Raw genomic sequence first — 14,679 nt, 5'->3', positions numbered from 1 at the left:
AATTTATGACAATTAAAATTATATCAGTGAGGCAGCTAGGTGATTTATTAATGCAGCGTTATGCCCATTCACCACAGGAAGGTTGTTGGGTAGTTGCTGTAACAACACAAATGACAATTATTGAGATCTATCAAGTTGCATTGGGTACTTTAGATAGCGTGAGCATTCATCCACGTGATGTTTTTCGACATTTAGTGGCGACTAATGCATATGGTTTTATTTTGTGCCACAATCATCCTAGTGGCAATTTGAATGCATCATCTGCGGACAAATCAGCAATGTCTCAAATGGCCATGTGTAGTCAGATTATGCAGGTTCATTTTTTGGATTTTATGATCATTTCGACAAAAGGATACCGAAGCTATCGGACAGAACATTTATTACCCAAAGTTGAGCTAGAAACACTAATCGATTTATGGACTAAGGTCGACAACATGTGATAAACTTAGTAAGAAATTGCATGGTACTTTTTAAAGTACATGGTTAGAATTATCAAAAATAAAAAAAGAAAAGGGAAAGTGCTGTGTTTTCATTTGGAACTCGAAATGTTGGAATAGACTTAGGAACAGCTAACACGTTAGTATACATTGAAGGTAAAGGAATCGTTCTTCGTGAGCCTTCTGTTGTTGCACGGAATACAAAAACAAATGAAGTTGTTGCCGTTGGTACTGCTGCTAAAGAGATGCTTGGACGGACACCTGGTTCAATCACGGCTATTCGGCCAATGCGTGACGGGGTCATTGCTGATTACGAAACGACAGTTGCAATGCTGAAGTACTATTTGGGTAAGGCATTAGGTACTCGTGGTGCAAAACCATATGTTACGATTGGTGTGCCTTCAGGGGTAACAGCTGTTGAGAGGCGTGCTGTCATTGATGCTGCTCGTGTGGCTGGTGCTCGTGACGCTTATGTTATCGAAGAACCCTTTGCAGCAGCTGTTGGTGCTGGCTTGCCAGTCATGGAGCCAACTGGATCAATGGTTGTTGATTTAGGTGGTGGTACGACGGATGTTGCAACCATCTCACTTGGTGGTATTGTTTCATCACGTTCGATCAGAATGGCTGGTGACAAGATTGATGAAGCAATTATGACTTATGTACGTCAAAAGTACTCAGTATTAATTGGAGAGCAAACGGCAGAACGGCTAAAAATGGCAATTGGTTCGGCAGATGTTGAGGCTTCTGAAGATATGGAAGGTACCACTGCACGCGGAAGAGATTTGGTAACTGGTTTGCCAAAGACGATTGAAATTAAGGCGAGTGATGTTGCTGATGCTATTAAAGATGTTATTGCTGAAGTGATTGTTGCTATTAAAGAAACTTTGGAAGAAACATCTCCTGAAATTGCTGCTGATGTTATTGACCGTGGTATTGTCTTGACTGGTGGTGGTGCGCAATTAGCTCATTTAGATGAAGTGATTGCAGAGGCAACCAAAGTGCCGGTCTTTGTTGCACCAGAACCATTAGATGCGGTTGTTATTGGTACAGGTGAAGCTTTAAAGTCAATTGATGTTTTAAAAAATAATTAAGCCGAAACTTGTAAAGTAGTAACTACCCGTCGTTATTTTCAGGGTAGTTTATTCATACATGCTAGAATTGATAGGTAAAAGCTCATGTAGTATGATAAAACAAGATAAACGAAAGGCATGTTTAAGATGAAGAATATCTTTACATCACGTCGGCTAGTGATTGGTGTCATTGTTGTCATTGTGGCGATTGGTGCAATCACATTAGGTGCACGTGCCCACAATTCAGAAAAAGAACCTTCTTTGCCAGTCCGAGTTATCTCGGATGTATCAGGTTGGACTTCTAATATTGTGAATGCCCCAATAAGAGCAATTAAAGGTGGCTTTGATTCAATTGATGAGTTGATGAATACTTACCAAGAAAATGATCGATTAACTAAAAAGGTTGATGATTTAGCTCAGACAAAAGTCCAGTTGCAAGTCTTGCAACAAGAAAATCGTGCATTAAAAGATCAACTTAAAATAAGCAACACATTGACAGATTATAAGGTTGTTAATGCGGTTGTTACATCACGGTCACCAAGTAATTGGCAAACGCAGTTGATTATTGATAAAGGAACCAATGCAGGACTGAAAAAGGGACTATCTGTGATGGGTTCTGGTGGCCTTATTGGACGGATTACTCAAGTAAATACAACCAATGCCAAGGTTGAACTTCTATCAGACAATAGCCAAGTTTCAGATCGATTTGCTATTCGTGTGCAAAACAGTGCAGGAGAAACAGTCGATGGGATTATAACTAGTTTTAATCAAGCTAAAAATCTGATTGTGATGGGGCAAATTACATCAAGTGTCTCAGTTAAGAAAGGTGATTTAGTTACAACTAGTGGACTTGGTGGTGTAACACCATCTGGATTGTATGTTGGTAAGGTTGAGAAGGTTGGAAGTGATAACTATGGGTTGTCAAAGAAAATTTATATCAAACCAGCAACTGATTTTAATAATATTCCGGTTGTAAGTGTTGCTATCCCTTAGATAATATAAAAAGAGATCAAATTAAAATTTGATCTCTTTTTATATATTAAGCAATTTACTTTTAGTTTGAAGAAACGATCGTCCGATCATTTAATGACTGTAGATCACGGTTGTTATGACTGTAAAATGTCATCAAATTAGCGATTTGCTCCTGTGAGAGTGTAACTGGTGTTTTTAGTACATACCATTCGACATTTTCAGTTAAAGGTGGTGTGGTTAATGAACCAATATAGTGATAATATTCCTTATCTTCAGGGATAATGTCATTGACTGGTATTTCAAAGTTAGTCGTTTCATTCATGTGTTGTAGGACAGCATCATATGTTGCCGATGCATTGCCGGCCCTAACAACCACTGCAACAACTGCTAGGCGACCGTCAATTGCTTCGTGTACGAAATGAATTTCAGCATCATATGATTGCTGATTGATTGTGTGTTCGCTAGGTGTGTGAATATGAAATTGTTTAAGTGAAAAGGGACGATTACCTAATTGAGCCTGCCCTTTTAAACCAACCTCAATGCCCGCACCTGTATCTCGTACATAATTCGCAGTGTGATTGTAATTGAAGGATAGTGCTGTTTGAAAATCATTTTTAACGACAAGATCATCAGATAATGCAATGGGTGATTGCATGTTGCCAGAAACACGTGGCCATTTATCTTGTGCTGCGTAGTCTAATTTTTCCATGTTATTTCTCCTTATAAACCATACTCTCTTAAGTGTAGCAGTCTAATATGTTTTATTACAGGAATTTTTTATTGTAAATTAGTTGACGGGGTAGTTAAAATCAGGCTACTATAATGTAGTTACCAATTTTGTAACGACTATGGAGAATAATTATGCTGAAATATATAAGTACCACATGGATTCATTTTATTTTAGTTATCATTGCCATTATGCTTGATGGCGGGATATCATTATATTTGGCACCATTACTATTTAAACAACCGATGTCGGCAAGTCCAATGCTCTCACTAATAGTTGTGATGATGCCTGTTATGACGGGATATGCACAACAAATTAAGCGTAAGTGGTTGTATCTTATTGCACTGTTTGCAGGTATGCTAGTTGACATTTTTTATACTGGCATTATCGGCCCAGCAATAATTGGCTTTTTGCTAATTCTTCGTTTAGCAGAATTTATTCAAGGATATTTATCTTACAGTTTCTCATCGTCATTAGCTGTTTGGTTCGTCACATTGACAGCATACATGGTATATGATTATGCGGCGTTTGGCATTATTAGTTTGGTGAATTTGAATGTACCGAATTTTATTATGTTCCATTTATTCCCAACAATTATTGTTAATTTAATTCTATTCATTGTTGTATATGATTTTATTACGTATTTGTATAATGCAACCAAAAAACCAGACATTTCATCTTATGATGTCACACTTCGTGATTTGAATAGTCGCTTAGCTTTGAAATCACGTTCTCAGAGAAATATTTCAAAATAAGATTGACTTATGATTTGTTTTAATTTATATTGTTGTAAACAGTTATTTATAAAAAAGATTTGATTGGAAGAGTAGTCTTGTTATCTTGTTAAAGAGAGTTACGCTGAAGCTGAAAAGTAACCATGGTACTAGATGAACCACACCCAAGATTATCGGAGCCTAATCGTTCCCGTGTCATGATGTTATCCATGAGTGCCATTTGATATCAATGGTACTAGAGTATTAGCTAGTAATGGTTAATTAAACTGAGGTGGAACCACGAGTAATCGTCCTCAAGCAATCTGTGTGATTGCTTGAGGACTTTTTTATTTATTAAGGAGATTATTGCAGATGGACTATATTATACAGATTTTACCAAGCATACTAAGTGGCTTGAAAATGACAATTGGTGTGTTTGTATTAACATTGATTGGGTCAGTGCCATTGGGAATTCTAGTATCGCTAGCTTTGCGATCAGATATTTACTTATTGAAGTGGGTTATGAATGCGTACGTATGGATAATGCGTGGGACACCTTTGTTACTACAAATCGTATTTGTGTATTATGGATTAAGTTTAGCGAATATTATGACTTTGCCACGATTTGAAGCAGCAGTAGTAACCTTTATTTTAAATTATGCAGCTTATTTTGCCGAAATATTCCGTGGTGGTATTCAAAGTATCCCGGATGGTCAATATGATGGTGCAAAAGTACTAGGATTAAGTAAATTTCAAACAATGCGCAAAATTGTTTTGCCACAAGTATTCAAAATTGTGATGCCATCGATGGGGAATGAAGTGGTCAACCTAGTCAAGGATTCTTCATTAGTTTATGTCATTGGATTAGGTGATTTGATGCGTGCCGGAAATATTGCAGCTTCTCGGGATGTGACATTAGTTCCATATTTGTTGGTCGGGTTAGTGTATTTGGTACTGATTGCTTTGGCAACGATTATTCAACGCCGTACGGAAAGTAAATTGAACTATTATCGTTAAGGGGTAAGCATTATGTTAGAAATTAAAAATTTAGCAAAAGTTTTTGGCGATCGTGTGATTTTTAAAGGAATGGATTTAACGATAAATGATGGTGAAGTTTTAAGTATCGTTGGTCCTTCAGGTATTGGTAAGACAACATTTTTGCGTATTCTAGCCGGCTTATTGCCAGCAGATCGTGGGGAGTTGATATTAAATAATGAATCATTAAATATTTCGGGTGATCGTCAAGGTGCACAAGTGGGTGTCATTTTTCAAGACTTTAACCTATTTCCACAGTATACAGTCAAGGAAAATGTGACATTAGCCCCACAACTTGTTAAAAAATTGTCAAAAAAAGAAGCCAATAATATCGCAGACGAATTATTAACTAATTTAGGGTTAGAAGAACAAATTAATCAGTACCCATTTCAATTATCTGGTGGTCAGAAGCAACGTGTCGCAATTGCCCGAGCGCTTGCAATGAAGCCAGGAATTTTGGCCTATGATGAACCAACATCAGGGCTAGATGCGGGTTCGACAGAGCGTGTGATTAAGGTCATTAAACAGCTGAAAGAACAGGGTGTTACGCAACTAATTGTTACTCACGATTTACCGTTTGCACAGGCGGTTGCTGATAAAACTTTTGATTTTGGTACGGACGTCTCAAGAGGAGGAAGCCTATGATTAAGTCTAAAATTAATTGGCGACGGCAAATTATTGGTAATGGTCTTGTTATTATTGTCTTAGCTTTAATTGGTGGTTTCTTTTGGTATCGATCAGTTCATAGTCAAGATACTTGGCGTCAAGTAACAGCTGATAAGACAGTTGTTATCGGGGTCGATGATACTTTTGTTCCTATGGGTTTCCGCGATAAAAGTGGTAAATTAATTGGGTATGATGTTGATTTAGCTCGGGCTAGTTTGAAGAAAATTGGACTAAAAGCAAAATTTCAGCCTATTGATTGGTCGATGAAAGAGACAGAATTAAAGACGGGTCATATTGATATGATTTGGAATGGCTACACGATTAATAGTGATCGAAAGAAAAAAGTCGCATTTTCAAATCCGTATCACCATGATCGCCAAGTTATTGTTACTATGAAAAATCAGCAAATTAATAAGTTGTCTGATTTAAAGGGCAAGCGGTTAGGTGCACAAACAGGTTCATCAGGATTATTAACTTATACTGAAAAAGGGAATAGCTTGCGAAAAATTGTTGGGTCTGATGCACAACAGTATGATACCTTTGATAAGGCGCTGAATGATTTACAGGTTGGTCGATTAAATGCTGTATTAATTGATGCTGATTATGCAGGTTATTATATTGCGCATGAGAAAGATCCTGAAGCTTTCAAAATAATTCAAACGAATTTTGGTACGGATTCGTACGGCGTTGGTATGCGTAAAGGGGATGTTACCTTGCGTAATAAAGTTAACGAGGCACTTGCGCAGGTCAAAAAGGACGGAACGATTGACAAAATATCACAAAGATATTTTGGAACCGATAATAAATAAATTATGTAGGTGTGCCGAAAGATGATGTTAATCTTGTAGCACACATTTAAAACCATTAATCTACCAAATTATGGGTAGATTGGTGGTTTTTTGCGTACAAAAGTTATTTATGATGCAGTTATTTTTAATTATTTAAAAAAAGATATTGAGATTATATGAAAGAGCAAGTAGACTAAGTGGTATAAATTAGAGATGTGTCATAGTAAGTAATAAAGGGGTAATAGTTGGGATGAAAACAGATATTGAAATTGCACAATCCGCTGATGTTTGGCCAATTGAAAAAATTGCTTCACAGGTTGGCTTAAAACCGGAGGAATGGGAACCTTATGGTCGTGACAAGGCGAAGGTGCAACTTAGTGAGCAATCACAAGAGAATAAATTAGGTAAACTGATTTTAGTAACGTCCATTAATCCCACACCTGCTGGTGAAGGTAAGTCTACTGTTACAGTAGGTTTGGCCGATGCGTTGATGCATCAAAAACATAAAACAATGGTTGCATTGCGTGAACCATCTTTGGGACCAGTTATGGGACTAAAGGGTGGTGCCACTGGTGGCGGTTATTCGCAGGTGGTTCCGATGGCAGATATTAATATGCATTTTACTGGCGATTTTCATGCATTAACCAGTGCACATAATACATTGGCTGCCCTAATTGATAATAGTTTGTATCAGGGTAATCCATTAAATCTTGATCCACGACGTATTTTGTGGAAACGAGCACTAGATGTGAATGATCGGGCATTACGTCATGTGACGATTGGTCTAGGTGGTCCGACATCTGGGGTGCCACGTGAAGATGGTTTTGACATTACAGTTGCCTCTGAGTTAATGGCTATCTTAACGTTGTCTCATGACTTAACTGATATGAAGCAGAGAATCTCAAAAATTGTGATTGGATATACTTATGATAAAGATCCTGTGACGGTAGCTGATTTAGGCGTTGCGGGTGCTATTACAACCTTGTTAAAAGACGCAATCAAACCTAATTTAGTCCAAACTTTGGCACATACACCGGCACTTATTCATGGTGGCCCATTTGCTAACATTGCACAAGGAACGAATTCGATCTTAGCAACGAAAACGGCCTTACAATTATCAGATTATGTAGTGACAGAAGCTGGTTTTGGTGCTGATTTAGGAGGCGAAAAGTTCCTTGATTTTAAGACACCCTTACTAGGAAAAGTACCAGACACGATTGTCATTGTTGCGACTGTTCGTGCATTAAAGATGCATGGTGGTGAAGACAAGCAGAATTTAAAAACACCTAATCTATCTGCTTTGAAGCTAGGACTTGTCAATTTGGGTCAACATATAAAAAGCATGAAACGATATGGTGTACCGGTAGTTGTTGCGATAAATCAATTTACGCATGATACGAAGGAAGAACTTGCACTAGTTAATGATTATGCGAAAAGTCTGGGTGTTGAGGCCTATGTTGCTGATGTTTGGGGACAAGGTGGTTTAGGTGCACAAGACCTAGCTACTGGTGTTGTGCAAGCAACTGAGCAGGCTGAAAGTCAGAATTTTCAACCACTTTATCAACCAGAGGATGAGGCAATTGTAAAAATTAATCACATTGTACAGGAAATATATGGTGGTGATAAAGCTGTCTTATCTGGTAAAGCTGAAAAACAATTGGCAACATTCAAAAAATATGGTTGGGATAAGTTACCGATTATTATGGCAAAGACTCAAAATTCATTGACTGATGATTCAAAACGAATTGGGGCACCCAAAAACTTTGATATCCATATTCGTGAATTTATACCTAAGTTAGGCGCAGGCTTCTTAGTTGCACTAACTGGTTCAATATTGACTATGCCAGGACTGCCTAAACATCCAGCAGCGCTTGACATAGATATTGCTAGTGACGGCCAAATAACTGGATTAAACTAAATAAAGAGTAGAAAGCAGCCCTAATTAGTACTCACAATAAGGGTTTATTATTTTAGAACACAGTTAAGGGGACATTGATCTACCAACTTTTATGAAGTGGTAGATCAATGTCCCCTTTCAGTATACAAGATACGTATGTTTCATTTCAGTCTGTTTGAATAAAGGTCAGTACCATGAATTACTAAATCCTTTTCGACGATATAAGTCCGCTGCATATATACGGTAAACATTTTCCGAAAACTGTAGCCAAGCAATAGCTAAGAACCAGCCGGCAATTGCAGATGCAACATTAGAATTGGGTGCTAAAAGGGTCATCATAAACGTGCCTATCCAACAAAGTAGTAACAAAGTCTGACAAACAAATTGTAAAAAGTTTTGTTGAATTTCTGGGATGATGATTAGTAGTACATAAGAAATTAACAAGGTCATAAAAAATGTTGTATGAGCAGGGTAAACTATTTTTGTACCATTAACCTCTAAATTGAAGAATAATGAAAAAACGTTAATCAATAGCCAACCACTTAAACTGGTCAATAAAATCCAAGTTGCGGGTATTTTAAATTTAAATCCCCATAAAAAGAATGCGATGACAAATATAAGTAAACCAGCAAGTAACCCATGACTAAAAATATAGGCTGGTTTCATGATGTTTTCTAACCAAGTAGGCACCACAGCTCTTGCAATTGAATGATCAATTTGTGAGAGTGTGTGCAAAAACCCCTGATGTCTATAAGTTAGTATTGAAATTACGATAAATAATATCAAACTAAGAATTAGCATCAGAAAACGTGTGCGTGATTTAGCTATAATCATAAGCCCGTACTCCTTTGACCATCTAAAAATTTTAGATGTTTAACTATGGTAATTTTATCATGTTTGTAATAAATAACCCATGGATACAGGCAATGCTTAATGACTCTTTTACTTTACCTAAAATATAACTTGACAAAGTAAAATGAATTCAGGTATATTTATGGTACAAATTAAATAGGATATAGAGGTTGCAACCAACAAAATTAGTCTAAAGGAGCTGACAGGTTAGGATTTTAGACGAAAGGGGCGGTTGCCGAAATGATGAGTGTGGTAATATTCATTGTTGGTGTGTACATTAATAGTGTGCGGACTGTCGCGGCAAAATAGTCGGCTGCGGAGAGCTATCGACAATACTAAAAACTAATGAGTTCCTAGTTTATACGATAGATGTGTAAACTAGGATTTTTTTTGTTTTTAAATGCGTTAGGCCTTTGTTTAGGAGGAATTATGGCAGATAATCAACAACAGACGGGTCATTTGAAAAGAACGATGAAAACTCGTCATCTTTCAATGATTGCATTAGGAGGGACGATTGGAACAGGGTTGTTTGTTGCATCAGGAGCAACAGTTTCTCAGGCTGGACCGTTTGGAGCATTAACAGCTTATGCCGTGATTGGGATAATGGTTTATTTTCTAATGACCAGCCTAGGAGAAATGGCAACTTATATGCCAGTTTCGGGTTCATTTTCAGTTTATGCAGATCGTTTTGTTGATCCAGCTTTTGGTTTTGCAATGGGTTGGAATTACTGGTTTAACTGGGCGATTACAGTAGCTGTAGAAGCAGCTACTGTAGGAGTTGTTATGGGATTCTGGTTGCCAGATGTACCGAGTTGGATTTGGTCAACAATTGTCTTGGTTTTGATTACAGTGATTAATTTATTGTCCGCTAAAGCTTATGCTGAGACTGAATTCTGGATGGCAATGGTCAAAATCATTGCAGTTGTGGCATTTTTGCTTGTTGGATTATTGACCATCTTTGGAATTATGTTTAAGCAGCCAGATGTTGCACGTAATCTTTCTGCTGGTGGTCATCATGGATTCATCGGTGGTTTTGGTGGTATTTTGTCAGTATTTATGGTTGCTGGATTCTCATTCCAAGGAACTGAGATGGTTGGTATTACAGCTGGTGAATCAGAAACACCTGAGAAGTCGGTGCCAGCTGCTGTAAAGCAAATTTTCTGGCGAATCTTACTATTTTATATTTTGGCGATTTTCGTTATTGGTGCAGTTATTTATTATAAAGATCCGAATTTGTTGCATTCAAGTGAATCAAACATTGCTGTTTCACCATTTACATTGGTATTCAAATCTGCAGGATTGGCAGCAGCAGCATCAATTATGAATGCAGTTATTCTAACAGCAGTGGTATCATCAGCTAATTCAGGTCTATATGCATCTACTCGTATGCTTTATTCAATGGCCGTTGATGGTATGGCACCAAAGATTTTTAAACGTGTGAATGTTCGTACGGGAATTCCTGTACCTGCAGTATTGGCAACGGTCGCTGTTGGCTTGTTCACGTATGTGACATCAATTTTTGGCCAAGACTTATATTATTACTTAGTTGCTGCTTCTGGGTTAACAGGATTTATTGCTTGGATTGGGGTTGCTATCTCTCATTTCCGTTTCCGGCGTGCATTTGTTGCACAAGGGAAAGATGTTGATAAATTACGTTATAAAGCAAAATGGTTCCCATTTGGACCAATTGTTGCGTTGGTATTATCAATTGTTGTTGTTCTTGGACAAGATACAGCATCATTTAAGGGATCAATTGTTGATTGGAACTGGCCAGGAATTATTACAACTTACTTAGCATTACCATTGTTCATTGTGTTGTATTTTGGTTACAAAATAAAGCACCACACAAAGTTGCGTAAGTTGACAGAAGTTGATTTAGAAATGCACGCACGACCATTAGATTAGATGAATATCTCACGGAGAGTGAGGCTTCAGACTTTTGAAACACGTTTATGCTATCAAACTTTCATGCTGATAATTAATACATTTTTAGCAAAAAGAAGTTGGAACAAATTCTTTTGTTCCAACTTCTTTTTTTATATAAAAAAATCACAAAATATATTCAAATTCATGTTAGCGCTTTATTAGTTAATATGAAAAGGTTCCTATTTAGAAGGGATGAAAAGTGTTCTACTGATGAAACAAATGAGAAGTTGAATTTGTATACAAAGAAAGTGATAAATAGTACAATGATTGCAGATAGATAGAAATAGCAATATCTTTTACTAAGGAGAAGTTTTTAATCATGAAGAAGACCAAGATTGTTTCAACGCTTGGACCAGCCAGCTCTGATGTAGAGACGATTACAAAAATAATCGAATCTGGCGCAAATGTTGTCCGTTTTAATTTTTCACATGGTGATCATGAGGAACATTTAGGACGAATGAATGCTGTTCGTGAGGCTGAAAAAGTAGCTGGCAAGAAGGTTGGTTTCTTGTTGGATACAAAGGGTGCTGAAATTCGTACCACTGTACAAGAGCCTGGTAAGATTGAATTTAATATTGGTGATGTTGTTCGTATTTCAATGGATGCTTCTATTGAAGGTACGAAAGAGAAAATTGCTGTAACATACCCAGGCTTGTTTGATGACGTTCATGTTGGTGGTCATGTCTTGTTTGATGATGGAAAGCTTGACATGGTTATCACTGAAAAAGATGATGCAAACAAGGAATTGGTAACTGAAGTTCAAAACCATGGTATTTTGGGTTCACGTAAAGGTGTTAACGCACCTGGTGTTTCAATTAACTTGCCTGGTATTACTGAAAAAGATGCGGATGACATTCGTTTCGGTTTGAAGAATGGTATTCAATATATCGCAGCTTCATTTGTTCGTAAGGCAGCCGATGTGCTTGAAATTCGTGAGTTACTTACTGAGTCACACCATGAAGAAGTTATGATCTTCCCAAAGATTGAATCACAAGAAGGAATTGATAACTTTGATGAAATTTTGGAAGTTTCTGATGGATTAATGATTGCTCGTGGTGACATGGGTGTTGAAATTCCAGCTGAAAATGTTCCTTTGGTACAAAAGAACTTGATTCGTCGTTTGAATGCTGCTGGAAAGCCAGTTATTACAGCAACGGATATGCTTGATTCAATGCAAGAGAATCCTCGTCCAACACGTGCGGAAGCATCTGACGTTGCTAACGCCGTATTTGATGGTACTGATGCAACGATGTTGTCAGGAGAATCTGCAAATGGTGCTTACCCAGTTGAAGCTGTTGCAACTATGGCACGCATTGATGAAAAAGCTGAAACATCATTGGCAATGAACGGTCGTCATGATGATGATCATTTTGACCCAACAGATGTTACTGAATCAGTTGCATCAGCAGTTGCTAATGCTGCTGGTAATTTGAATATCAAGGCTATTGTTGCAGCAACAAACTCAGGTTATACTGCAAAAATGATTTCAAAGTACCGCCCAAATGCAGACATTTTGGCATTAACTTTCACAGAAAATGTGCAACGTATGTTGAACATCTACTGGGGTGTGCAACCAACGATTGCAGAGCCAGTTGAGAATACTGATGCAATGATTGATTTGGCAAAGAAAGAAGCTGTTAAGGCTGGTCTTGCAAGTAAGGGTGATACGATTATCGTTACTGCAGGTATTCCTGTGACAACTTCAGGAACAACTAATTTGATGACTATCGTCACGATTGACTAATTAATTATCAAAATAAAATTAACATACCTAGTGATCAACTTAATTGGTTACTAGGTATGTTTTTGTTTGCTTGCACATAATGGGCGTCTGGGTTAATTTATGGTATTCTTAACCTAGTAAGAACATAGTAAACGAGGGAAAATCATGAGTTGGCAAAAAATCATTGTAGAGACACAGACAGAGTCAATTGAAGCAATTAGTAATATATTAATGACACATGGTGCAGAAGGTGTAGAAATTGATGATTCTGCGGAATTAGATTATTATCAGCCATCTGATGCAACGGTAATGGTAAAAAAAGAAGATATTATTCACCGTTTGAATGGTGCAGCAGTGATTGGTTATTTTGCAAATGGTCTTGATTTACAGTCGTTGACGGCGTCTATTCAAATAGAAGTTAACCAATTATCTGATTTTGGATTGGATGCTCATCCAGGGACAGTTACAATACAATCGGTAGCAGATGCAGATTGGGCAACTGAGTGGCAAAAGTACTATCACCCTGTTCGAGTTACTCGTCATATAACAATTGTACCCAAGTGGGAAGATTATCAACCAGTTCAAACTGATGAACAAGTTATTGTATTAGACCCAGGGATGGCATTTGGTACGGGAACGCACCCAACGACAAAACTAATGATTCAAGCATTAGAAGTTATCGTGCGTGGTGGTGAATCGGTGATTGATCTTGGAACTGGGTCAGGTGTTTTGGGAATTGCAGCCCGGTTATTAGGAGCTGGCGAAATATTAGGAACGGACATTGATGAGGTTGCGGTTAAGTCGGCGCAAGGCAATGTTGATTTAAATCCAAAAGCTGCTGACATGACGTTTATTGTTAGTGATTTGTTGAAGGATGTTCCGGAGAAGAAATATGATATCGTCATTGCCAACATGTTAGCTGAAGTCCTAGATAGGTTGATTCCTAATGTTAATGATATTTTGCAACCAAATGGTCATTTATTATTATCTGGTATTTATTATGATAAACGTGATAAGATAATTGATGCGCTAACAGAGCAAGGGTTAGTTGTTGAACAATCAACAAAGTTGGGTGATTGGTATGGTATCATTGCAAAGCTTGAGGATGAGGAAGATTAATGCAAAGATATTTTTTGAATGAAATGCCAACAGGTAATGAATTTCGATTACCAGAAGAGGTGGCTCATCATTTCATAACAGTTTTGCGAAGTCGCGAAGGTGCGCAAGCAGAGTTTGTATTACCAAATCAACACGAGGTGATTGTTGCTAAGATTGTTAGGTTTGAAGCAGAACAGGCAATTATGACGGTTATTTCACGACAAGAAACGAGTGTTGAATTACCAGTTGATACGACTATTGTTATTGGTTTGTCTAAAGGTGACAAACCTGAAATGGTTGTGCAAAAAGCGACAGAACTTGGTGCACACCACATTGTTGTGGTTGAGACAGCTTGGTCTGTTGTTCACTGGGGGCAAAAAGCAACCAAAAAATTAGTACGCTTGAATAAAATAGCTGCTGCCGCTGCTGAACAAGCGCATCGTCTGCGAATACCTGATGTCACTTATGAATCATCGTTAGAGGGACTAATGATTGATGCTACAGTGAAATTAGTTGCTTGGGAAGAAAGTGCAAAGCAAGGCGAAACAGGTGAATTGGTGCGACAATTAAACCGATTACAACCAGATGATTCTGTATGCTTTTTATTTGGACCGGAAGGTGGTTTATCACCAGAAGAAATTGATGTCTTGGCAGGGCAAGGTTTTGTGCCGGCTGGATTAGGTCCACGTATTTTGAGAGCAGAGACAGCGCCTCTATATGCTTTAAGCGTTTTAAGTTATGTTTTGGAATTAAATATATAGTAGTAAAATAGGAG

14 protein-coding genes and 1 riboswitch are annotated in these 14,679 nt (G+C 37.7%); of the genes, 12 read left to right on the top strand and 2 right to left on the bottom strand.

Features of this window, described 5'->3' with window-relative positions; genetic code table 11:
• Positions 1–5 precede the first annotated feature (5 nt).
• From QRX23_RS06725 to mreC, 3 genes are all read left to right on the top strand, one after another.
• Positions 6–440: a JAB domain-containing protein gene (locus QRX23_RS06725; RefSeq protein WP_150177891.1), complete on the top strand. Its 435-nt coding sequence runs from the start codon at positions 6–8 to the stop codon at positions 438–440.
• Between the two features lie 83 nt (positions 441–523).
• A complete protein-coding gene (locus QRX23_RS06720; RefSeq protein WP_002828570.1) occupies positions 524–1,528 on the top strand; it encodes a rod shape-determining protein in 1,005 nt (334 codons plus the stop codon).
• A 126-nt stretch (positions 1,529–1,654) separates the two neighbouring features.
• Positions 1,655–2,500 carry a rod shape-determining protein MreC gene (gene mreC / locus QRX23_RS06715; protein ID WP_330156128.1) on the top strand — a complete coding sequence of 282 codons (846 nt, stop codon included), beginning with the start codon at positions 1,655–1,657 and terminating at the stop codon, positions 2,498–2,500.
• 61 nt (positions 2,501–2,561) lie between these two features.
• Here mreC and QRX23_RS06710 read toward each other — a convergent pair whose 3' ends face one another.
• Positions 2,562–3,188: a carbonic anhydrase family protein gene (locus QRX23_RS06710; RefSeq protein WP_330155102.1), complete on the bottom strand. Its 627-nt coding sequence runs from the start codon at positions 3,186–3,188 to the stop codon at positions 2,562–2,564.
• A 152-nt stretch (positions 3,189–3,340) separates the two neighbouring features.
• Between QRX23_RS06710 and mreD the strand changes: the two genes are divergently transcribed.
• The 5 genes from mreD (at position 3,341) to QRX23_RS06685 (ending at position 8,326) form a co-directional block, all read left to right on the top strand.
• Positions 3,341–3,961, top strand: a complete 621-nt coding sequence (gene mreD, locus QRX23_RS06705) for a rod shape-determining protein MreD (protein WP_002828565.1) — start codon at positions 3,341–3,343, stop codon at positions 3,959–3,961.
• Positions 3,962–4,291: 330 nt separating this feature from the next.
• The gene (locus tag QRX23_RS06700) at positions 4,292–4,936 is read left to right on the top strand and encodes an amino acid ABC transporter permease (protein ID WP_002828564.1); all 645 of its coding nucleotides are present in this window, start codon (positions 4,292–4,294) and stop codon (positions 4,934–4,936) included.
• A gap of 12 nt (positions 4,937–4,948) precedes the next feature.
• Positions 4,949–5,599, top strand: coding sequence for an amino acid ABC transporter ATP-binding protein (locus QRX23_RS06695; RefSeq protein WP_330155101.1), 651 nt, complete (start codon positions 4,949–4,951; stop codon positions 5,597–5,599).
• Entirely contained in the window at positions 5,596–6,429 is an 834-nt protein-coding gene (locus QRX23_RS06690; protein WP_002828562.1) for an amino acid ABC transporter substrate-binding protein, read from the top strand. Before QRX23_RS06695 ends, QRX23_RS06690 begins: the two co-directional genes overlap by 4 nt.
• 229 nt (positions 6,430–6,658) lie before the next feature.
• Positions 6,659–8,326 (top strand): formate--tetrahydrofolate ligase, encoded by a 1,668-nt coding sequence (locus QRX23_RS06685; protein WP_330155100.1) that lies wholly within the window; start codon positions 6,659–6,661, stop codon positions 8,324–8,326.
• Between the two features lie 165 nt (positions 8,327–8,491).
• Here the strand turns inward: QRX23_RS06685 and QRX23_RS06680 are convergent, their stop codons facing one another.
• On the bottom strand, positions 8,492–9,139 hold the full coding sequence (locus tag QRX23_RS06680) for a hypothetical protein (protein WP_330155099.1): 648 nt from the start codon (positions 9,137–9,139) through the stop codon (positions 8,492–8,494).
• A 174-nt stretch (positions 9,140–9,313) separates the two neighbouring features.
• Positions 9,314–9,491: riboswitch (Lysine riboswitch) on the top strand.
• A gap of 95 nt (positions 9,492–9,586) precedes the next feature.
• On the opposite strand from QRX23_RS06680, the gene QRX23_RS06675 reads away from it, so the two are divergent.
• The 4 genes from QRX23_RS06675 to QRX23_RS06660 all read left to right on the top strand — a co-directional run bounded on the left by QRX23_RS06675 (position 9,587) and on the right by QRX23_RS06660 (position 14,665).
• Positions 9,587–11,062 (top strand): amino acid permease, encoded by a 1,476-nt coding sequence (locus tag QRX23_RS06675; RefSeq protein ID WP_330155098.1) that lies wholly within the window; start codon positions 9,587–9,589, stop codon positions 11,060–11,062.
• A gap of 340 nt (positions 11,063–11,402) precedes the next feature.
• Positions 11,403–12,827, top strand: coding sequence for a pyruvate kinase (gene pyk / locus QRX23_RS06670; protein ID WP_330155097.1), 1,425 nt, complete (start codon positions 11,403–11,405; stop codon positions 12,825–12,827).
• A 144-nt stretch (positions 12,828–12,971) separates the two neighbouring features.
• Positions 12,972–13,925 (top strand): 50S ribosomal protein L11 methyltransferase, encoded by a 954-nt coding sequence (gene prmA, locus QRX23_RS06665; RefSeq protein ID WP_330155096.1) that lies wholly within the window; start codon positions 12,972–12,974, stop codon positions 13,923–13,925.
• On the top strand, positions 13,925–14,665 hold the full coding sequence (locus QRX23_RS06660; protein ID WP_330155095.1) for an RsmE family RNA methyltransferase: 741 nt from the start codon (positions 13,925–13,927) through the stop codon (positions 14,663–14,665). The genes prmA and QRX23_RS06660 overlap by 1 nt, the downstream gene beginning before the upstream one ends.
• Positions 14,666–14,679: the final 14 nt, after the last annotated feature.

The organism is Weissella paramesenteroides (genome assembly GCF_036327715.1).
GTDB classification, from domain to species: domain Bacteria; phylum Bacillota; class Bacilli; order Lactobacillales; family Lactobacillaceae; genus Weissella; species Weissella paramesenteroides.
This window is presented reverse-complemented; position numbering and strand designations above follow the sequence as displayed.

Coding starts and splice junctions, on each gene's coding strand:
- QRX23_RS06675 (WP_330155098.1), top strand. CDS start 9,587: ATGGCAGATAATCAACAACAGACGGGTCATTTGAAAAGAACGATGAAA.
- mreD (WP_002828565.1), top strand. CDS start 3,341: ATGCTGAAATATATAAGTACCACATGGATTCATTTTATTTTAGTTATC.
- QRX23_RS06695 (WP_330155101.1), top strand. CDS start 4,949: ATGTTAGAAATTAAAAATTTAGCAAAAGTTTTTGGCGATCGTGTGATT.
- prmA (WP_330155096.1), top strand. CDS start 12,972: ATGAGTTGGCAAAAAATCATTGTAGAGACACAGACAGAGTCAATTGAA.
- QRX23_RS06725 (WP_150177891.1), top strand. CDS start 6: ATGACAATTAAAATTATATCAGTGAGGCAGCTAGGTGATTTATTAATG.
- QRX23_RS06685 (WP_330155100.1), top strand. CDS start 6,659: ATGAAAACAGATATTGAAATTGCACAATCCGCTGATGTTTGGCCAATT.
- QRX23_RS06710 (WP_330155102.1), bottom strand. CDS start 3,188: ATGGAAAAATTAGACTACGCAGCACAAGATAAATGGCCACGTGTTTCT.
- QRX23_RS06660 (WP_330155095.1), top strand. CDS start 13,925: ATGCAAAGATATTTTTTGAATGAAATGCCAACAGGTAATGAATTTCGA.
- pyk (WP_330155097.1), top strand. CDS start 11,403: ATGAAGAAGACCAAGATTGTTTCAACGCTTGGACCAGCCAGCTCTGAT.
- QRX23_RS06700 (WP_002828564.1), top strand. CDS start 4,292: ATGGACTATATTATACAGATTTTACCAAGCATACTAAGTGGCTTGAAA.
- QRX23_RS06680 (WP_330155099.1), bottom strand. CDS start 9,139: ATGATTATAGCTAAATCACGCACACGTTTTCTGATGCTAATTCTTAGT.
- mreC (WP_330156128.1), top strand. CDS start 1,655: ATGAAGAATATCTTTACATCACGTCGGCTAGTGATTGGTGTCATTGTT.
- QRX23_RS06690 (WP_002828562.1), top strand. CDS start 5,596: ATGATTAAGTCTAAAATTAATTGGCGACGGCAAATTATTGGTAATGGT.